The sequence below is a fragment of the Actinoallomurus sp. CA-142502 genome (genome assembly GCF_050936355.1).
Taxonomy (GTDB): domain Bacteria; phylum Actinomycetota; class Actinomycetes; order Streptosporangiales; family Streptosporangiaceae; genus Actinoallomurus; species Actinoallomurus iriomotensis.
Genome location: NZ_JBNJMY010000001.1, coordinates 9,498,957 through 9,517,721, shown reverse-complemented (window position 1 = coordinate 9,517,721; position 18,765 = coordinate 9,498,957). Strand labels below are relative to the sequence as shown.

The window sequence follows — 18,765 nt, the reverse complement described above, 5'->3', positions numbered from 1 at the left end:
CCTTCAACTGTGGGTTTCCTGTGGGCCCGTCAGGTGACGGTGACCACGATCGAGTGCCAACCCGTCGCCCCATCGGGGATGGGCGGCACGCGTGTACTCGGCTGGATCGCGCCGGTGCCGTCGGTGGCCCGGACCTCCAGCCGGTGTGAGCCCGGCGTGGCGTCCCACTCGAGGACCCACTGGCGCCAGGTGTCCAGTCCGGACACGGGGGCGAGCTCCGCCCGCCGCCAGGGCCCGCCGTCGACGCGGACCTCGACCGCGTCGATCCCCCGGTGCTGCGCCCACGCCGTACCGGCCACCGGCACTCGGCCGGCCTTGACTTGCGCGAACGCGCGGGGCACGTCGATGCGGGACAGCGTCTTGACGGGCGCGTGGTCGGCGTAGCCGCGTTCGGTCCAGTAGGCCTTGTCGGTGGCGAACCGGGTGACCTTCAGGTCGACCACCCACTTGGTCGCCGAGACGTAGCCGTACAGGCCGGGCACCACCATGCGGGCGGGGAACCCGTGGGCGACCGGGAGCGGCTCGCCGTTCATGCCGACCGCCAGCAGGGCGTCGCGGCCGTCCATGATCGTCTCGATCGGTGTGCTGACCGTGAAGCCGTCGGCGGAGCGGCTGAGGATCTGGTCGGCGCCGGACCGTAGCCCGGCCTCGCGCAGGAGCCCGGCCAGGGAGGCGCCGAGCCAGCGGGCGTTGCCGGCGTACCTGCCGCCGACCTGGTTCGAGACGCAGCTGAGGGTGATGTCGCGTTCGAGCATCGGGCGCTTCAGCAGGTCGTCGAAGGACAGCTCGACCGGGTGGTCGACCAAGCCGTGGATCCGCAGCGTCCAGTCCCGCGGCGCGACCTGCGGCAGCGTCAGCGCCGTGTCGACCCGGTAGAAGCCGGGGTTGGGCGTGACGAACGGCGTCATGCCGGGCACCCGGATCTGCGCGCCGGCCGGCACCGCCCTGGCCGCGGAGGCCGCGCGGGGCAGCCGTACGGACCTGCGGGCGGCGTCGACGTTCCCGCGCTCCAGCAGGAGGCGGCCGCCGAGACCGGATGCCCCGGCGACCGCCACCGCCCCCGCGCCGGTCAGGAGGAGGTTCCGCCGATCCGCGCCGACGGCCTGACCGGTCCGTGGGTGATCATGGGGGCGTACGAGAAGAGCCAGCGCGGCCATTCCCGCGAGGCCGCCGACGATCGAGGGGATGACGGCGGTCCAACCGGCGGCCGGCCGGGTCACCGCCGCCACGGCGCCCAGTACGGCCAGGGCGCCGAGGCCCGCCAGACCGATCACCGGATGCCGACGCGTGATGATTCCGAGGATTACGGCTATCGCCGCTATGCCGGCGCCAAGGCCGATGAGCAGGACGAGCTTGTCATTCGTCCCGAAATGCCGGATAGCAAAATCCTTGAGCCACTCCGGGGCCAACGTGATGCCCGCCGCACCCACCGCGATCAGCGGCGATGCCTGCTGCCCACCGGCGGCGGCCGCGGACAACTCGGCGACGCCGAGGGCCACTCCGCCGGCGATGACACCCGCGACGCCGTCTGCCGGTTTTCCGTCCATGCCCCCTTATTCGGGGCCGGACGCGGAGCGGATTGGCTCCTTTCTCGGATCAGATCTCGATGATCTGCAGACTGTCGATTCCGCGCAGGTGGCAGCGGGTGCCGGCGAGCGTGATCGGCACCGTGTCGAGCCGCATGTCGGCCACCCGGGCGGCGTAGCTCGGCGCGAGGCCGCCGAGTGGGATGGGGATGGTCCAGGGTTCGGCGGCGCCGGACGCGGCGGTGCCGGGGTTGTCCAGCGCCATGAGCCACTGCCCCTCGACCAGCGCGAACGTGTACTCGACCGTACGCGCGACCACGCACGCGTGCCCGCCGAGCGGCGTCACGCCCGTGTACGCGCCGTCGAGGTCGAGGTGGTGCACCCGCCAGGTGCCGTCGTCGGCGGACTCGGCGCACAGCGCGACCCCGTCCGGTCCGACGGCGGCGCTGTGCACCCGGCCCGGCACGGTACTGGTCCAGCGCCGTACGCCGGTGGCCAGGTCGATGGCGTGCACCCCGGTGTCGTGCGCCCAGGTGACGAAGTCGTCGTCGCGCTCGCCGCGATCGGAGCGGTCGAAGGAGGCCAGGTCGATGGCGATCAGCGCGTCACCGGCCCGGCCGGCCAGCACGTACCCTGCGGTCTCGGTGAACCACCGGGTGGTGCCCGTGGCGGCGTCGCGTCCGACCCAGCGCTGCGCCGGTCCCGGCCGGCCGTAGTCGGGCGAGGTCGCGCCGACGACGATGTCGCCGCTCGCGTGCAGCAGCCATTCCTCGCTGCCCCACAGGTACCCGTCCTCGCCCCAGCGCCGGTAGGTGATGCCCTGCCGCCGGCCCTGCCGGTACAGCCACGAGCACAGGTACCCCTCGTCGTCCAGGGCACGGACCGCCACCCGCAGCTTGCTGCCCAGGTCGTACGCGACGATGTCGTACGGCTCGTCGTCGGGGAGCGCGTCCACGGCGCGCACGTCGCCGTCGCGGGCGATCCGCATGACGTGGAGCGAGGTGTCGTGTTCGTAGACGGGCAGGACGATGTCGCCGCCCGGAGTGGTGGTGATCTCGCCGGGCTCGATCTCCCGGCCGCTGGCCTCGCGGGTCAGCCGGAACCGCTCTCCCACGCCGTTCTCATGGTCGATCGCCTGCAGGATCGGCGCGTCGCCGACCTCCTGGCCGCTCGCGCCGCCCGCGAGCAGGATCAGGTCGTCGCTGACCACGGGCGCCGCCGACCAGCCGCAGGTGGACTCGATGACGGGGAAGCGCGGTCCGTTTCCGAACACCACACGATTATGTCCTCGCGGGGGCGATCCTGGTACGGTGCCCCCTTTTTCGGTGCGGTCGGCGACACGCCACGGAAAGCGGCGGTACGCCCGTGGACGCGGCAATACTCTTCCTTCACCGAAGCATGAACCTGACGGGGAGTATCCGCATTCTCATGTCGGGGCAAGTCACCAAAGAGAACCGGCACTCGGGGAGGCGCAATGGGCGGACTTGACCGACGTCAGGTATTGCTTACGGCGGCCGCCGGGACCCTCGGCCTCCTGGCCGGAGGCGGGCCGGTGATCGTACGGGCGGTTCAGCCGGACACGAAGCCCGCGAAACGGCGGGCCCGTACGGCGGCCGCGCATCGCCCTCCGCCGGATCCGGGGTACGCCCATGGGCCGATCCAGGCGCTCCAGCGTCCCGTGCACGGGCTGAAGGACCTGTCGCCGCCCGCTCCGGCCACGGCCGTCGCGCTGACCATCGACGACGGTCCGCACCCGACCTGGACGCCGAAGATGCTGGACCTGCTCGCGGAGTTCAAGGTGCCGGCGACGTTCTCCCTCATCGGCGAACAGGTGATCGAGACTCCACAGCTGGTCAAGCGGATCGTGGCGGCGGGCCACCAGGTCTCGGACCACACGATGACGCACCCGCTCAACCTGCCGGGAATGGGCTCCGACAAGATCAGGCAGGAGATCGGCGAGGCGCACGACCGGATCGCGCAGGCCACCGGGGTCGCGCCGAAGTTCTTCCGCTCGCCCGGCGGCGCGTGGTCGACCCAGGTCCTCGACACCGCCGCCGAGCACGGCATGATCAACATCGACTGGGCGGTCGACCCCCGCGACTGGGCGCGCCCCGGCACGAGCCACATCACCGAGACGATGCTGGCCGCCAAGCCGGGCGACATCCTGCTCTGCCACGACGGCGGCGGCGACCGCTCCGAGACGATCGAGGCCCTGCGCACCGTCATCCCGGCCCTTCAGCAGCGCGGCCTCACGTTCGTCGCCCTCTGAGCCGTCCGGCCTACTTGAGCAGGTCGAGGTCCACGGTCTCGGCGAGGGCGCGGGCACCCGCGTCTCCGGGGTGCACGCCGTCGCCGGAGTCGAAGGCCGCGGGGAGCCGGGTGGGGTCGTCCTGGTCGGCGAGGGCGGCGGCGAAGTCGGCGACCGGCCAGTCCCGCTGGCCGGTGACGGCCTGGTTGACGGCTCGCCGCTCGCCTTCGAGACCGTCGGCCTGGAACATCTCATAAGTGCTGCCCCCGACCGGGGTGATCGTGCCCAGGATCGGCTGGGCGCCGTGCTCCTGCGTACGGCGGGCCAGCGCGAACAGGGCCGCGGTGATGTCGCCCGCCGTCGATCCCATGGCGAGGTCGTTGAGCCCGCCCATGATCAGGACGTGGGTGACCTCGGGGACGCCGAGCACGTCGCGGGTGAACCGCTCCGTCATGGTCGGCCCGAACAAGGGGCCGAGCAGCCGGTTGCCGCCGATGCCCGCGTTCAGGACGACGGCGCCCTCGATCCCGGCGGAGAGCAGCCTCCGCTGCAGGTGATCGGGGTACCGCTGGTCGCGGTCGGCGGAGGTGCCGTCGCCTCGGGTGATCGAGTCGCCGAGGGCGACGACGACCGGTCCGGTCGCGGGCGCGTCGGTGTGGACCCGGTTGATCCAGTAGAGCGAGGGGAACCGTTCGGCGCCCGGGAGGATCTCGCCGGTGCGCTGGGCCGAGTGCAGGTACGCGGCCGGTTCGGCGCGGCCGGCCACGAAGCAGCGGACCTGGAGTTCGTCGCCCGCCGAGGTGTCGAGGGGGACCGGGTCGCTCGTCGCGGTCTCTCCTGGCGGGATCTCCCAGCGCGTCCCACCGCGGTACGGGACGGGCACGCCGCCCGCCACCGTCACCTCGTCGATGACCAGCGGCGTACGGCCGAACTCGTTGCTCAGGGTGAGCCGCAGGGAGCGGCCGCCGCGCCGCAGCCGGACGGCCTGCCGCACCGTCTGGGCGGAGAACGACCGGGGCTGTGGCATGAAGGGCGGCGTTCCGTCCGGGTCACCCAGCGCGGCGAGAAAGGCGGTGGTCCAGGTCATGACACGCTCCATATATCGATGTCCGTCGATGTCTGTAACGTTAGTCGATCAGATCGATAGTTGTCGATATGGTGGGGTCATGAGTGACGACCGGCATCCCGCGACCGAGGATCTCCGGCTGAGGAAGGTGCTCGCGGCGCTCGCGGATCCCGTCCGCCTGACCATGGTGCGGGCCCTCGCGGCGCTCGACGAGTCACCCTGTGTCGAGCTGCATCACACCGCGGGCCTGACGATCAGCCAGCCGACCTTCTCCCACCACCAGAAGGTCCTGCGCGAGGCGGGGATCCTCCGTGAGCGCGTCCACGGCGCCCAGCGCATCATCAGCCTGCGGACCGAGGACCTGGACGCCTGCTTCCCGGGGCTGCTGAAGGCCGTACTCGCCACGCCGGAAGACCTCGTCTAACGGTCGATTCCAAGGGGCGAGAGGCGGGTGGTTCCTCTCGAGGGGTTCTCCTGACAGGAGAAGTTTCTCCTCCCAGAAGAAGCCCGCCATCGGCTACCCCTGCCTCCGGCGCGTGATGTACGGGCGGTGACTCGTCACCATGCTCGTCCAGAGCGGCTCCGGGCCGGTACCCCGCCCGGCTCCCGGCGATCCATGCGCGAACCGCCCGGGAACCCTCGCCCGTCACTCGACGGGACATGGTTCTCCGGGCGGTCCGGGGAAGCTGCGGGACGGCACGGTCACGTGTCTCCTCCCGCCTCGGCGACGACGCCGAACGGCGTCCCGGGATCCGGCGGTGCCGGCTCCGGCGTACCGGGCTCACCGATGCCGAAGCGCGCGGCGTACCGCATGAGGAGGTCGAGCGCGTCCCGCAACTCGGTTCCCGGCCGTGCCTCCGCCGCCGGACCCGCGGCGACCGGGACGGGCGCGCTCGCGGCCACCGGCCCGGAGGCGGGCCCGGAGACAGGAGTCGTCTCGGCCTCGGCCGCCGGTCGCGGCGGAAAGATCGGCCCCAACGGCGGAGCGCCCTCCCGCGCGACGGCGCCGAGCGAAGCTGCTCGTTTCCGCGCCCCCGGCGCCGCCGAGGAGTCCCGGTCCTCCGTTCCGCCGCTCGTGCGGGGCCTCGGGGCGGTCGTGCCGCTTCGCGTCCGTCGGCGGGGGGCCGCTTCTCGGATCTGCTCTCCGCGTTCCGTACGGTCGTCGCGAACGTCGGTGCGTTCCGGCGTCGCCGAGCGGTCCCGCGCGCCCTCGCGGGTCCGGTCCTCCGCGCCGGTTCGCGTCCGTGGGCGGGGAGCCGTCTCGCGGGTCTGCTGTCCGCGTTCCGTACGGTCGTGGTGCACGTTCACGGTCCGGCCCGTCCGGGCGTCCCCGCGTGCCGGTGGCCTTCCGCCCGTCCGCGGCCGTGCGTCGTCGGGCAGGGTGCCGAACTGGGCCGGCAGCTTGCGGAAGTGCCGGGGGATCCCGAGTGTCAGGACGTACCCCCAGAGGATCATGAGGTTGCGGTAGATGTCGTAGCGCTCCCGGTCGTCGGCCCGGACCACCGCGAGCGCGAAGAGCAGTGCCTCGCCGAGGATGAGCAGCAGCCCCCAGGACGCCACCACCACGACGACCATCGCGAGGACGAACTCCGTGAAGCGGCCCTCCGCCGGTGACCTCCCGACCAGCCGGCCGCCCCACACCGAGCCGCACAGCCAGTAGCCGGGCCCGAGCAGGCCGCCGAGGACGAAGAGGATGATGCGGCAGCGCCGCGGGCCGCGACGGCCCGCCCGGTCCCGCTCGCTCCCGGATTCTCCGGAGCGCCGGGACCGCGGCGCCTGGTCACCCACGACCGCCACCGGGGGCCGGGTCCGGCCCGCCGCCGCTCCCGGTCGCGTACCGCGCCCAGGCCGACAAGGCGTGACGTGCGGTAGGTCCGGACAGCAGCGGGTCGTCGCCACGATCACCCATGAACCGCAGCGAAATGGTCATCATTGCCATTTCATCACACTCCTGCATCGCGCCTGTTCTGCAAGAGCGAATCGGGACAATTCACATTGGGTGCGCGACCGGTCGCATCGCCGCTCGTCATGGCGGTACGGTGTCGGCGGTCTCGCGGTTTTCTGTTGTGAAGCTCCGGCTCACTCTCACCCGGATTCCTCCCGCAAAAATGACCAAGGAAATCCAGCGGCCATTACCCGGCTTCGGAAAGTCAATCGCGCACCGCTTCTTCAGGCACACTTTATCGCTCACCCTGCGTGACACCGCACATGCGACAGAGCCGGACGAATGGGGTGGCATAGTCGCACATACATCCCAGCCGTCCCCGGCCTCGACTCACGGAACGTCATCGGCGCTCGTTTAGGACACCCCCCATTGTTCGCACTGCTAAAGACATCACCCTGGGCGTCGGCTCGGTTACAGGCTGTCAATGTAAGTCGATAGCGGGCCGGGCAAATGACCCCTCTTCGACGTCACTTGTCCACTCGACGGCGGTGCCGCGTCATCGAGCCGTTTGCGCCCGAAATTCCAGCGACTACCTAAGAAATGTCACCTATGTTCCGACTCGTACTACTTGGACTCAATGCGGCCCAGTGGGTGGGTGCCCTCCGTCAGGGCCTTTTCCGCCGTACGCCAGCCGGCGTCGTCGATGCCGAGCGCGTGGCGGAGGTAGGCCCAGGTGAGCCGCTGGACCAGGGCGACTCGTCCGGGGTGCTCGTCCGTCGTCTCCCTGACCTCGTAGCCGGCGATTCCGCCGAGCGAGTGCTCCGCCCCGAAGAGAGTGAGCAGGCTCTCGCCGCCGGGGCTCAGGAGGTACGGCTCGGTCATCCAGTCCGGCCCGCGAACGGTCAGCCGGTGCTTCCGTGGGGTGTCGTCCCGGTCCCCGGCGACCACGAGGGTCGGCGTGGTCAGGTGTGCGAAGTTCGGGTTCATGTACGCGAAGTGCTCGGCCGCGAACGGCGTCAGGTTGGCCCCGCCCTCTCCTGCCGTGGCGAACAGGACGCCCGCCCTGACCCGCGAGTCGGACAGGTCCGCCTCCTCCTTGGTCTCCGGATCGAGGACGCGCAGGCCCAGCAGATTGCCCGCCGTCTGGCCGCCGAAGGAGTGCCCGGCCGCGGCGATGCGGCTCCGGTCCAGGCGTCCACCGAGGCCGGGAACGGCGGCCTCCAGGAGATCGAGCCGGTCGAGCACGTGCTTGAGGTCCTCGACCCGGAGGCGCCAGATCCGGGGTGTGCGGGGATCGTCGCGAGGGATGCCCAGCGTCCTGGAGTCCAGATGGGTGGGCTGGATGACCACGAAGCCGTGAGCGGCCCAGAAGTCGGCCAAGGGGCCGTAGCCGTCCAGCGACGAGCCGGAGCCGTGCGAGAAGACGATGATCGGCAGGTCGCGCCCGGTCGTCGGCGCGGACACCTTCACTTGCAGGTCGTCGCCCCGGCCTGGCGCCGGCAGCGTTATCGGCTTCACCGAGACGATCGGCGTGGGCGCGCCGAGGCCGATGGCCGCGTCCGTGATCGCCGGGTCTGATTCGGTCATGTCGGGATCTTCTTTCGGCTGGTTCGCGGCGGGCGGCCCGGCGGGCGCGCGCGGCTTGGTGCCGGGCCCGTGATCTGGCATGATGGATAAGTGGGACGTTGTCCCGTTTTGAACATACGGGACACTGTCCCGCTTAGCAAGGCCGGTGGCGAAGGGAAGGGCGCGTGAGCGACCAGAGCGCGGGGCGTGCGGACCGGCCCAAACGGGCGGACGCGCGGCGCAACAAGGAGACCCTGCTCGACGCGGCCGCCGCGGTCTTCGTCTCCTCGGGCGTGGAGGCGCCGATACGCGACATCGCGGCCAAGGCCGGCGTCGGTACGGCCACGATCTACCGCCACTTCCCGACACGGGCGGACCTCATCATCGCCGTCTACCGGCATCAGGTGGAGGCTCTCGCCGAGGCCGGCCCCGCCCTCCTGGCGGAGGGCCCGACGCCGTACGCCGCACTGGGGCAGTGGATCGACCTCTTCGTCGACTTCCTGGTCACCAAGCACGGACTCGCCGCCGTACTGCAGTCCGACGACCCCTGCTTCGACCCCCTGCACTCCTACTTCGTCGACCGCCTCGTGCCCGTGTGCGCCCGGCTGCTCGACGCCGCGGCCGGCTCCGGCGAGATCCGCCCCGGCCAGGACGCCTACGAGCTCATGCGCGGCATCGGGGGCCTGTGCGCGGGCGCCGGCAACAGCCCCCGCTACGACGCGCGCCGGCTGGTCGGCCTCCTGATCGCAGGGTTGAAGCTCAAGTCGCTTGAGACCTCATAGTCGTTCGCGCCGGAACGACGAGAGGAGCGGCGGTGACGGTCTCAGAGCATGTCGTGCCGTCGGACGGCGTGGGCATCGCGGTACGCGACCACGGCGGAGACGGGCGTGCGGTCGTACTTCTGCACGGCGGCGGGCGGACCATGGACGACTGGGACGCGGTGGTCCCGCTGCTGGTCGCGGCCGGACGCCGGGTCGTCACCGCCGACCTGCGCGGGCACGGGCGGTCGGGGGCGGCGCTCTGGTCCTGGCCGGGCGCGGTCGGCGACCTGGCCGCGGTCATCGCCCATCGCGGGCTGGCGGCGCCGGCGGTCGTGGGCCACTCGCTCGGCGGCCTCGTGGCGGCGATCTGGGCGACGCGGCACCCGGAGTGCCCGCTCGCGGTCAATTTGGACGGGCACACCAACCCGACCGGCCCGTTCGAGGGCGTCGACGCCGCGGCCGCCCGGCGTACGATGCGCGGGTTCCTGGACGCGTCGTTGGAGCAGGCCGGGGATCCCGCGCTGACCCGCCTGATCGCGGAGTTCGACGCACTGGACCTGTTCGCCACGTACGCCGCGCCGCGCTGCCCGCTGGTCGTGGTCTCCTCCGCGCGGCCGGAGATGGAGGAGCTCCTGCCGCCCGAGGTGGCCGAGGCGTTCGGGGCGTACCGGCGCGGCTTCGCCCGGCGCCTGCGCACCGTCGCGGCGGCCACCCCGCTGCTGCGCCTGCTCGACGTCCCGACCGGCCACGACGTCCATCTGGAGGCTCCCGGCACGGTCGCCGGTCTCGTGCTGGAGGAGGGATGAGCGACACTGGGCGGCATGGACGACCTGCGGACGATCGGCCAGGTGGCGCGGCTCAGCGGCCTGTCCGTGCCGACCGTACGGTTCTACTCCGACGCCGGTCTGCTGCCGGTCGCCGCGCGGACGGCCGGCGGCCACCGGCTCTACGACCGGGAGGCACTGCGCCGGCTGGAACTGATCCGCACCCTCCGCGACCTCGGCGTCGACCTCGCCACCGTCGCGCGGATCCTCGCCGACGAGCGCGCGGTCGCCGACGTCGCCGCCCGTGAGGCCGCGGCGCTGGAGGAGCGGATCGCCGACCTGCGCGTACGCCAGGCCGTGCTCCGGTACACCGCCGCGCGGCACACGGACGCGGACGGGCTCGTACGGGCCGGTCGGCTGGCGCGGCTGTCCGGCGGGCAGCGCCGTGCGCTGGTCGCCGGGCTCGTCGCCGAGGCCACGGCCGGGCTCGAGCCGGAACCGGGCTTCGCCGCCCGGCTGCGCTCCCTGCTGCCCGAGCCACCCGACGACCCCGAGCGGATCGAGGCCTGGGTGGAGCTCGCCCACCTCGTGAGCGACCCGGATTTCCGCTCGGCCGTACGGCGGGCGCTCGAACGGCACGCGGCCGACCGGGCGACCGGCGCCGACGGCGGGGACCCGGGTGACTGGCAGGCGGCCGAGGAGGCGGTACTGGAACTGGCCGGCGGAGCGCTCGCCGACGGGCTGCCACCCGCCTCCGCGGAGGCCCGCCCCATCGTCGACCGGCTCGTCGCGGTGTTCGCCGAGGCACACCGCCGCCGCGACGACCGGGAGTTCCGCGCGTGGCTGGCCGAGCGGATCCGCATCGGCGCCGACGCCCGGGTGACGCGCTATCTGCGGCTGCTCGCGACGATCAACGGCGCGCCGGCCCGTACGGACCCGGTGCCGGCCGCGCGATGGTTCCTCGCCGCGCTCTCCGCGTAGGCGATTGACCACTGTTTCATCGTGATTTCATCGCCTCTCCTTACCGTGGTCTCGCGCGCCGGAATTCGATCGCGGAAGCAGGTCAGGGGCGATGACAGACCAGGCGTTGGACGGATATACGGTCGAGACCGCGGGACTGCGGGATTTCCGCGACGGCACTCTGACCAATGTCGCCGAAAGCCTGCCGGGTCTTCATCAGGCGATCGCGGCCGCCGGCCTTTCCGCGGACGCCTTTCCGGCCGTGGTCGCAGACGCGGCGAAGAACCGCGACGTGGCGCTCGACGGCCTGCACGACGTCGTTCAGGGAGCCCGTCGCCACGTTGACGGCCATATCGATGACATGGACACGGCGATGGCCGGCTACGGGCAGGCCGAATGGCGGTCCTGGCTCGCCTCGCAGCCGGGCGTCGCGGCGGATCCGCCTTCCTCGCCGCCGGGCACCCCGCCGCAGCCGACCGGGCAGACCCTGGACACCACGGCGGCGACCACGGTGACCTCCTCGGACTCGACCTCCGCCGAGGACATCTTCCGCCTCTACCAGAGCCTTCAGAAAGCGGCGAATCTCGTCGGACTCGGACATCTCGTCCAGCCCATCGGTGCGCTTCTTCGGAGCAACGTGCGAGACCCCGGGCAGTACCTCCAGGCGGCCGACCGGCTGGACGGCGTCACACGCACCGCGAACCGGCTGCACTCCGCCACGCTCGATGGGCTCGAACGCCTCGGTGACTCGTGGTCGGGGCGGGCGAGCGACGGCCACCAGGCCTGGACGCAGGCGACCTACCATCAGCTTCTCGGCGATATTCAGACGCAGGCCAAAAACCAGAGTGCCATGGACAGGAACAACGCGGAGACGATCCAGGCCTTCAACTGTCACACGCGAAAAGTCATCGGTATCGCCATCGCGGCGACCTTCGCCCTGCTGGTGTTCGCCCCCTTTTTCGTCGCGGGTGTTCTCTCGTTGTGGGAGGCGGAGCAGTACCTGTGGGCCGCGACCGTGGTCCTCGCCGCCTTGATCGCGTTGATCTACCTGGTGAAGTGGCTGTCGAACGTGTGGCAGAGCAATCCGTGCCCCGCCCCCGAGTACGGTTGACGCGCGGAGGTCCCCGACCTGAACGCCATAGGTGACGCTGCGGGGCGGCTGGGGCCCTTCCAGGTCGCGACGCGTTTCTTCCGTGGCGCCGCTCTCGGCCGGGGGACCGCGGGCCGGCGCCTGACCGGACCGCTGACCACCGACCCCGTCCTGGTGGTGCTCATGGGCGTCCCCGGTTCCGGCAAGTCCACGGTCGCCGCGAAGTGGCGCCCGTCCCAGGTGCTCAGCCTGGACGGCTTCCGGAAGATCGTCAGCGGCGACGAGAACAACCAGGCCGCGACCGGCGAAGCCGTGCGCGCCCTGCACACCGTGCTGGACGGCAGGCTTCGCCGCCGCCTCACCACCGTCGTGGACGCCACGAACGTCGAGGCCGCCGCACGCCGCCCCCTGCTCGATCTCGCCGCCGCGCACGAGATGCCCGCCGTGGCCCTCGTGGTCGACACGCCTCTGCATCTGGCCCAGGCGCGCAACGCCATCCGGCCCGGCCCGATCGGCTCGGCACGCTGGGGACGACGCGTGCCCGCCGAGTTCGTCGACCGGCAGTACGACCAACTGCGCGCGTCGATCCCCGGCCTGCGCGCCGAGGGCTTCGCCCAGGTCATCATCCACCGCGGCTAGTACGCCGGTACGACTTCGCGATCTTGTTACGTCTCGCCCGACCAGGGCGGCAAGGCGATCACAGGACGAGGATGAGCTTGCCGCCGGGCCGGCGGGACCGGCTGAGCTCGGCCGCCTCCTGGATCTGGTCGAGCGTGTAGGTGCGGGCGACCGATACGACCAGGACGCCTTCGCCGGCCAGCCGGGCGAACTCGCCCAGCAGGTCGTAGCGCATGTCGATGCGGGTGACCCGGGTGCCCAGCTCGGCCGCGGCGGCGAAGTCCGAGACGGTGAGGACGCGGTCGGGGTCCCCGGTCAGCTCGATCAGGGTCGGCAGCGAGCCGCCGGCCGGGCTGGCCTGGTCGGCGCGGTCGACCCGGCCACCGGTCGGGGCCGTGTCCAGAGCACGGTCGACGCGGCCACCGGCCAGTGCGGCGACGCGTTCGGCCATGCCGTCGCCGTAGCCGGTCACCCGGGCGCCGATCTCTTCCAGGGCGGCGGCCCGCGCCGGCCCGGCGGTGGCGATCACCCGGACACCCCGGTGCAGCGCCAAGCGCACCGCCGCCTCACCCACGGTGGCGCCCGCGCCGTGGACAAGCAACAGCTCACCCGGCTGGACACCGAGGTCGTCGAGCGCGCGCCACGCCGTCTCGGCCGCCATCGGCAGCGCGGCGGCCTGCTCGGCGGCGACGCCCTCGGGGATGCGTGCCCAGGTCGCCATCAGCGCGTACTCGGCGGCCCCGGCCGTCGGGCCGTCGAAGGTCGCCGGGCCGAACACACGGTCGCCGATCTCGACACCGTCGACGCCCGCACCGAGCGCGTCGACGGTGCCCGCGACCTCGAAGCCGAGCCCGCGCGGCAGCGGTGGCAACTGGTCGGCGAGGAGGCCGTCGACCGTGTGCCAGTCGGCCGGGGTCAGGCCGCACGCCCGAACGGCGATCCGGATCTGGCCGGGTCCCGGCTCCGGCTTCGGGACGTCGCGGAGCACGATCACGTCCGGGGATCCGAATCGGTCGAACTGAAGAGCCTTCATGACGATCTCCCACCTGATGACAGCATCTGTTGTCATCGACCGTAGCACTGCGACGACAGCCTCTGCTGTCATAGCCTGGTGGGCATGCCAAGGTGGGAGTCCGACGCACAGGGCCGGCTCGAGCGCGCGGCGCTCGAGCTGTTCGAGACGCAGGGGTTCGAGCGCACCTCGGTCGCGCAGATCGCGCGCACCGCCGGTCTGACCGAACGCTCCTTCTACCGTTACTTCCCCGACAAGCGGGAGGTCCTCTTCGCCGGCGACGAGCTCGAGGCCCACCTCGTCGCCCAGGTCGAGGCGGCCGATCCGGGCCTCACACCGTTCGAGGCGCTCCTGACCGCACTGGGGACCGCCGACGAGATCTTTCGCCCGCGCGAGCTCCTGCTGCGCCGCGTCAAGGTGATCGCCGCCAACCCGGCACTGGCCGAGCGCGATCTGAACAAGCTCGCCGACATCGCCGGCGCGCTGGCACGGGCGCTCGAGCGTCGCGGCGTCGAGCCTGGCGAGGCACGCTTCGTCATCGACGTGGCGATAGCGATCTCCCGGCGCGCCACGTCCCGCTGGCTGGCCGACCCGGACGCGACCCTCGCCGAGCTCGTCGCCCAGGCCGCCGCCGAGCTGCGCGAGGCGGTCGCGCCGCCGGCCCCGACGGTCCGCTGAGTCCGCCTCTCGCGCCGCTCAGGCGGGTACGGCGGCGGTCTCCCGGTTGAAGTGGCGGTGGGCCGCCACGGCGTCGCCGAACTCCTTGACGAAGGCGCCGTCCGGCCGGTCCGTCACCACGACGCCCAGGTCAAGGCCGCCGTCCGGGACTCGGGCGGCGGACAGCAGGTCGCGGCCCTCGCCGAGCGCGCCGATCGCCTTGTAGTGCTTGTACGCCTCGGTGAGGAAGTACACCGCACCGCCGTCCTGGGACAGCGTCCGTACCGACTCCGCGCCGCCGGGCACCACCACCGCGTCGTACAGCACCGAGTCGACCGTCGGCAGCGCACGGGTGACCTCCACGGCCGCACCGTCGGCGGACCGTACGGAACCGTCACGCGGGGCCAGCACCTCGGGCGTCGCCCCGATGTCGCGCAGCCCGTCCCGTACCGTCCCGACGTCCTCGGCGTTCACTCCGTCGGCGACCAGGATCGCGATCTTGCGGGTGGCGGGACTGTGGGCCGTGTTGGCCTGGCTCAGGGCCGGCGAGCTGCGCCCGTGGTTGTCCGTCACCGGTTTCTCCGGCGGCTCGACGCCGACCCCCTCGGCGACCGCGACGGCGAGGTCGTGGTCGACGTGGTTGAGGTTCTCCACCACGCCCTCGCGCACGTAGTGGCGGTCGACCTTGCCCAGCTCGAACCGGAACGCCGCGACGATGTGCTCCTTCTCCCAGTCCGCCATGCTGTTCCAGAACAGCGTGGCCTGCGAGTAGTGGTCGGCGAAGCTCTCGGGACGCCTGCGCGTCTTGTGGCCGGCGAGGTACTCCGGGAAGTGCGTGTACGCGTTCTCGTCCGCCAGGGCCGGGCAGCCGCCGCCGATGGAGTTCGGGTGGTAGGTCGCGCGGCTCTGCGGGATCCGCGTCTGGTGCGGCCCGTCCACCTGGTGGTTGTCGACCCGCGCGACCGGCTGGTTCACCGGCAGCTGCGTGAAGTTCGGGCCGCCGAGCCGCAGGAGCTGGGTGTCGAGGTAGGAGAACAGCCGGGCCTGGAGCAGCGGATCGTCGGTGAAGTCGATGCCCGGGACCACGTTGCCCAGGTGGAAGGCCACCTGCTCCACCTCGGCGAAGAAGTTGTCCGGGTTGCGGTCCAGCACCAGGCGGCCGACCGGCCGTACCGGGACCTCCTCCTCCGGGATGATCTTGGTCGGGTCGAGCAGGTCGAAGTCGAACCGGCCCTCCTCGCCCTCGGGCACGAGCTGGACGCCGAGCTCGTACTCCGGGTACTGGCCGGACTCGATCGCCTCCCACAGGTCGCGCCGGTTGAAGTCCGGATCCTTGCCCGCCACCTTCTGGGTCTCGTCCCAGACGAGTGAGTGGGTGCCGAGTTTCGGCTTCCAGTGGAACTTCACGAACGTGCCCTTCCCGGCCTCGTTGACCAGGCGGAAGGTGTGCACGCCGAAGCCCTGCATCATCCGGAAGCTGCGCGGCAGCGCCCGGTCCGACATCATCCACATCATCATGTGCATGGTCTCGGGCTGGAGCTGCACGAAGTCCCAGAGCGTGTCGTGGGCCGAGGACGCCTGCGGGATCTCGTTGTGCGGTTCCGGTTTCACGGCATGGACGAAGTCGGGGAACTTGATCCCGTCCTGGATGAAGAAGACGGGCATGTTGTTGCCGACCAGGTCGAAGTTGCCCTCCTTCGTGTAGAACCGGGTGGCGAATCCGCGCACGTCCCGCACGGTGTCGGAGGACCCGCGCGACCCGGCGACCGTCGAGAAGCGCACGAACGCCGGCGTGCTCGCCGAGGTGTCGCACAAGAACCGCGCGCGCGTGTACTCACCGAGCGACTCATAGAGCTCGAAGTGCCCGTAAGCCCCCGCGCCCCGGGCGTGCACGACCCGCTCCGGGATGCGCTCATGGTCGAAATGGGTGATCTTCTCGCGGAAGTGGAAGTCCTCCATCAGCGTCGGCCCGCGTTCACCCACCGTCAGGGAGTTGTCGGTCTCGCCGATCGGAATCCCCAGATCCGTGGTCATCTCGGCGGCGCACGGATCGACCCGGTAGGCGTCGAGCTGCCGTTGCTTGTCATCCGGAGATGTCATGTCTTTCCCCCCGTCGAATCCGCCCGGGGCCGGGGCGGCGAACGGTCTGGGCCCCTCACTCCCAGACTAAGCCGCAGGTCGCGGCCGGTTCAGGGGGGTGAGGGGCCCGGAAGCCGCGCTCAGGCGTGCAGGGCCGCGTGCACCATCGCCATGATGTCGGCGGCCATCAGCACGCCCAGCCCGGCCATCCCCAGGCGGTTGTCGCTCCGGGGGAACATCGCGACGAGCAGGGCCACGCCGCAGACCGTGACGACCACGACGCAGATGGCAAGAGTGGACATGGAGACGTCTCCACGTGGAATCGGCGGACGGCGGAAGACGCACCGTCCGTGCGTGACACGGGTCCCGTACGGACACCGCGGGCGCGAACCGGCCCGGCCGGACGGTCCTCCCACGACCGCCCCGCCCGAAGGCCCGTCCTCACAGCTCCGCGGTGAGAGGGCCCTGGACCGGTGGGGAGGCCGGGGGAGCCCGGCCGCCGCGCGGCGGGCGGCCCGGGGCTCCTCGCGCCGCGCGCGCCGGGATCCGGCGGAGCCGGCGGCCGAGCAGCAGGATGACGAGCAGCGCGGACGGCACCGCCGCGGCGTCCGCCCGAGGCGCACCGAGCCGGGGCTGGGCGTGGAGATCGAGAACGGCCTGCGGGCCGGGAACGCCGGACGCGGCGGTCACCATCGGGTGCCCGCCGCCCGCTCCGGCGCCCATCTGCGCGGCGCCGCTCAGCCCGAGCGCGAGAGCCAGCGCGACCAGCAGGCAGGCCAGCGGCGACCTGCGCGTGCGGTCGGCGGCCGGCATGAAACCTCCTGGTCGGTGGCCTTCGAAACTACTCCATACCCCGCCTACCGGGGGTCCGGAACGGTTCGGTGATCACTGCGCGTCAGGCGAACGTGTGACGGCGTACGTGGACGGCCTGGAGCAGGCCCAGCGCGACCATGTTGGCGAGCGTCGCCGATCCGCCGTACGACAGGTAGGGCAGGGGTACGCCGGTGATCGGCATCAGGCCGAGGCACATGCCGATGTTCTCGAAGGCCTGGAAGCCCAGCCAGCACGCGACACCCGACGCCAGCAGGACGCCGAAGCTGTTCTCGCAGTTGATCGCGATGCGCAGCGCACGCCACACCACCAGGCCGAGCAGCGCGACGATCAATGCGGACCCGATGAAGCCGAGTTCCTCCCCGGCCACGGTGAAGATGAAGTCGGTGTGCTGTTCGGGCACGAAGTGACCCGCGGTCTGCTGCCCGCGGAACAGGCCGCGGCCGAACACGCCGCCCGAGCCCACCGCGATCCGTGCCTGCGCGGCGTTGTAGCCGACGCCCTTCGGGTCCGCGGCCGGGTAGGCGAAGGCGATGAACCGGTCGACCTGGTACGGCTTGAGCACGTGCAGCTGCCAGCCGGCGACGGCCGCCGCCACCGCGCCGCCGGACAGCGCGAACAGCCAGCGCCGGGACACCCCGGACACCGCCACCATCGCCAGGATCAGCACGCCGAGGACCATCGTCGTGCCGAGGTCCGGCTGCATGACGATCAGGCCGACGACCACTCCCGCGAGCAGGAGGGAGGCGAGCAGGTCGCCGGCGCCGGGTTCGGTGTGGCCGTCGCGCGGCTCGCCGAGCAGGACCGCGAGCACCATCACCAGCCCGACCTTGCCGAACTCGGCCGGCTGGAGCTGGAAGCCGCCGCCCACCTCGATCCACGAGTGGTGGCCCTTGATCGTCGAGCCGAGCGGGGTGAGCACCGCGACGAGCCCGATGCAGGAGGCGACGTAGAGCACCGGCGCGTACGCGCGGACCAGCCGGTAGTCCAGCATGGACACCGCGAGGGCCAGCATCAGGCCGACCGCCACGGTCAGCAGGTGCTTCTTCAGGTAGCTCTCCGGGTCGCGGCCGGCCTGGACGAGGCCGGGCCGGGTCGCCGACCAGACGAGCAGCGTGCCCAGCCAGGTCAGCCCGAGGACGGCGCCCAGCAGCACCCAGTCGAGGCGCCGGAAAATCGACCCGCGGCCGATCGCGCGTCTTATCGGCGAACGCCGGAAGGTGGACAGCGAACCGCCGTAGCCAGCGGACATGCAGGGTGCCTACCCGGCCCGGCGACGGCCGCCGCCCCGGTTTCCTCCCATTCACGCAATTGTTTGACAAGCCCGGTGAACTGCGGTTTCACTGAAAACGGCGCCTCATCGCGAGGCGTGACGCATGTCTGAGGAGGTGAGACGGAGTTGAGTTCCTGTCATCCCGGCCGGTGTCCCACCGGCGACGATCCGTCGCACCCGGCATGCGCCGTCGCTGACGCGTGACGGGTCCGGCGCCGCGCCCTCCGGCGCGGAGACGGGAGGTCCGTCATGACCATCGTTATCAGCATCCCCGGCGACCTCGCCGCGGTGATGCGCGCACTGTTCCCGCTCCTCGAGCCGATCGCGCTGGCGATCGCCGGCGCCTGCGGAGCGGGCGTACTCACGCAGTTCGGGCTGGACCTCGGGTTCCGGCTCGCCCGGCGCGCGCTGCGCGTCTGAGCGGGCGGG

19 protein-coding genes are annotated in these 18,765 nt (G+C 71.7%); 9 read left to right on the top strand and 10 right to left on the bottom strand.

Annotation, left to right across the window (positions count from 1 at the left end):
• Window positions 1–29: 29 nt before the first annotated feature.
• Both ACQEV1_RS44450 and ACQEV1_RS44445 read right to left on the bottom strand, forming a co-directional pair.
• Window positions 30–1,547, bottom strand: a complete 1,518-nt coding sequence (locus ACQEV1_RS44450; protein ID WP_433403103.1) for a molybdopterin-dependent oxidoreductase — start codon at window positions 1,545–1,547, stop codon at window positions 30–32.
• Between the two features lie 49 nt (window positions 1,548–1,596).
• Window positions 1,597–2,799 carry a hypothetical protein gene (locus ACQEV1_RS44445; protein ID WP_285626971.1) on the bottom strand — a complete coding sequence of 401 codons (1,203 nt, stop codon included), beginning with the start codon at window positions 2,797–2,799 and terminating at the stop codon, window positions 1,597–1,599.
• Between the two features lie 201 nt (window positions 2,800–3,000).
• Here ACQEV1_RS44445 and ACQEV1_RS44440 point away from each other — a divergent pair, with 201 nt between their 5' ends.
• Window positions 3,001–3,795, top strand: coding sequence for a polysaccharide deacetylase family protein (locus ACQEV1_RS44440; protein ID WP_285626973.1), 795 nt, complete (start codon window positions 3,001–3,003; stop codon window positions 3,793–3,795).
• A gap of 10 nt (window positions 3,796–3,805) precedes the next feature.
• On the opposite strand, the gene ACQEV1_RS44435 is transcribed toward ACQEV1_RS44440, so the two are convergent.
• Window positions 3,806–4,861, bottom strand: a complete 1,056-nt coding sequence (locus tag ACQEV1_RS44435) for a GDSL-type esterase/lipase family protein (RefSeq protein WP_433403100.1) — start codon at window positions 4,859–4,861, stop codon at window positions 3,806–3,808.
• Between the two features lie 79 nt (window positions 4,862–4,940).
• On the opposite strand from ACQEV1_RS44435, the gene ACQEV1_RS44430 reads away from it, so the two are divergent.
• Window positions 4,941–5,264: an ArsR/SmtB family transcription factor gene (locus ACQEV1_RS44430; RefSeq protein ID WP_285583739.1), complete on the top strand. Its 324-nt coding sequence runs from the start codon at window positions 4,941–4,943 to the stop codon at window positions 5,262–5,264.
• Window positions 5,265–5,542: 278 nt separating this feature from the next.
• On the opposite strand, the gene ACQEV1_RS44425 is transcribed toward ACQEV1_RS44430, so the two are convergent.
• On the bottom strand, window positions 5,543–6,628 hold the full coding sequence (locus tag ACQEV1_RS44425; protein ID WP_433403096.1) for a hypothetical protein: 1,086 nt from the start codon (window positions 6,626–6,628) through the stop codon (window positions 5,543–5,545).
• Between the two features lie 721 nt (window positions 6,629–7,349).
• Window positions 7,350–8,312, bottom strand: a complete 963-nt coding sequence (locus ACQEV1_RS44420) for an alpha/beta hydrolase family protein (RefSeq protein WP_433403093.1) — start codon at window positions 8,310–8,312, stop codon at window positions 7,350–7,352.
• A gap of 164 nt (window positions 8,313–8,476) precedes the next feature.
• On the opposite strand from ACQEV1_RS44420, the gene ACQEV1_RS44415 reads away from it, so the two are divergent.
• From ACQEV1_RS44415 to ACQEV1_RS44395, 5 genes are all read left to right on the top strand, one after another.
• Window positions 8,477–9,073 (top strand): TetR/AcrR family transcriptional regulator, encoded by a 597-nt coding sequence (locus ACQEV1_RS44415; RefSeq protein ID WP_433403090.1) that lies wholly within the window; start codon window positions 8,477–8,479, stop codon window positions 9,071–9,073.
• Between the two features lie 32 nt (window positions 9,074–9,105).
• A complete protein-coding gene (locus ACQEV1_RS44410) occupies window positions 9,106–9,858 on the top strand; it encodes an alpha/beta fold hydrolase (RefSeq protein WP_433403088.1) in 753 nt (250 codons plus the stop codon).
• A gap of 15 nt (window positions 9,859–9,873) precedes the next feature.
• Entirely contained in the window at window positions 9,874–10,797 is a 924-nt protein-coding gene (locus tag ACQEV1_RS44405; RefSeq protein ID WP_285626989.1) for a MerR family transcriptional regulator, read from the top strand.
• A gap of 91 nt (window positions 10,798–10,888) precedes the next feature.
• Entirely contained in the window at window positions 10,889–11,887 is a 999-nt protein-coding gene (locus ACQEV1_RS44400) for a hypothetical protein (RefSeq protein WP_433403085.1), read from the top strand.
• Window positions 11,888–11,905: 18 nt separating this feature from the next.
• Window positions 11,906–12,505, top strand: coding sequence for an AAA family ATPase (locus ACQEV1_RS44395; protein ID WP_433406102.1), 600 nt, complete (start codon window positions 11,906–11,908; stop codon window positions 12,503–12,505).
• Between the two features lie 58 nt (window positions 12,506–12,563).
• On the opposite strand, the gene ACQEV1_RS44390 is transcribed toward ACQEV1_RS44395, so the two are convergent.
• Window positions 12,564–13,517 (bottom strand): NADP-dependent oxidoreductase, encoded by a 954-nt coding sequence (locus ACQEV1_RS44390; RefSeq protein ID WP_433403082.1) that lies wholly within the window; start codon window positions 13,515–13,517, stop codon window positions 12,564–12,566.
• An 84-nt stretch (window positions 13,518–13,601) separates the two neighbouring features.
• Here ACQEV1_RS44390 and ACQEV1_RS44385 point away from each other — a divergent pair, with 84 nt between their 5' ends.
• Window positions 13,602–14,174: a TetR/AcrR family transcriptional regulator gene (locus tag ACQEV1_RS44385; RefSeq protein WP_285626997.1), complete on the top strand. Its 573-nt coding sequence runs from the start codon at window positions 13,602–13,604 to the stop codon at window positions 14,172–14,174.
• 18 nt (window positions 14,175–14,192) lie between these two features.
• Here ACQEV1_RS44385 and ACQEV1_RS44380 read toward each other — a convergent pair whose 3' ends face one another.
• The 4 genes from ACQEV1_RS44380 to rodA all read right to left on the bottom strand — a co-directional run bounded on the left by ACQEV1_RS44380 (window position 14,193) and on the right by rodA (window position 18,315).
• Entirely contained in the window at window positions 14,193–16,253 is a 2,061-nt protein-coding gene (locus ACQEV1_RS44380) for a catalase (protein ID WP_433403078.1), read from the bottom strand.
• A 119-nt stretch (window positions 16,254–16,372) separates the two neighbouring features.
• Window positions 16,373–16,534, bottom strand: coding sequence for a hypothetical protein (locus ACQEV1_RS44375; RefSeq protein WP_285583722.1), 162 nt, complete (start codon window positions 16,532–16,534; stop codon window positions 16,373–16,375).
• A 139-nt stretch (window positions 16,535–16,673) separates the two neighbouring features.
• Complete coding sequence (locus ACQEV1_RS44370) at window positions 16,674–17,045, bottom strand: hypothetical protein (protein ID WP_285627004.1); 372 nt, start codon at window positions 17,043–17,045, stop codon at window positions 16,674–16,676.
• A gap of 82 nt (window positions 17,046–17,127) precedes the next feature.
• Window positions 17,128–18,315: a rod shape-determining protein RodA gene (gene rodA / locus ACQEV1_RS44365; RefSeq protein WP_285627007.1), complete on the bottom strand. Its 1,188-nt coding sequence runs from the start codon at window positions 18,313–18,315 to the stop codon at window positions 17,128–17,130.
• Window positions 18,316–18,585: 270 nt separating this feature from the next.
• Here rodA and ACQEV1_RS44360 point away from each other — a divergent pair, with 270 nt between their 5' ends.
• Complete coding sequence (locus ACQEV1_RS44360) at window positions 18,586–18,756, top strand: hypothetical protein (RefSeq protein ID WP_285627010.1); 171 nt, start codon at window positions 18,586–18,588, stop codon at window positions 18,754–18,756.
• The last annotated feature ends 9 nt before the right edge of the window (window positions 18,757–18,765 follow it).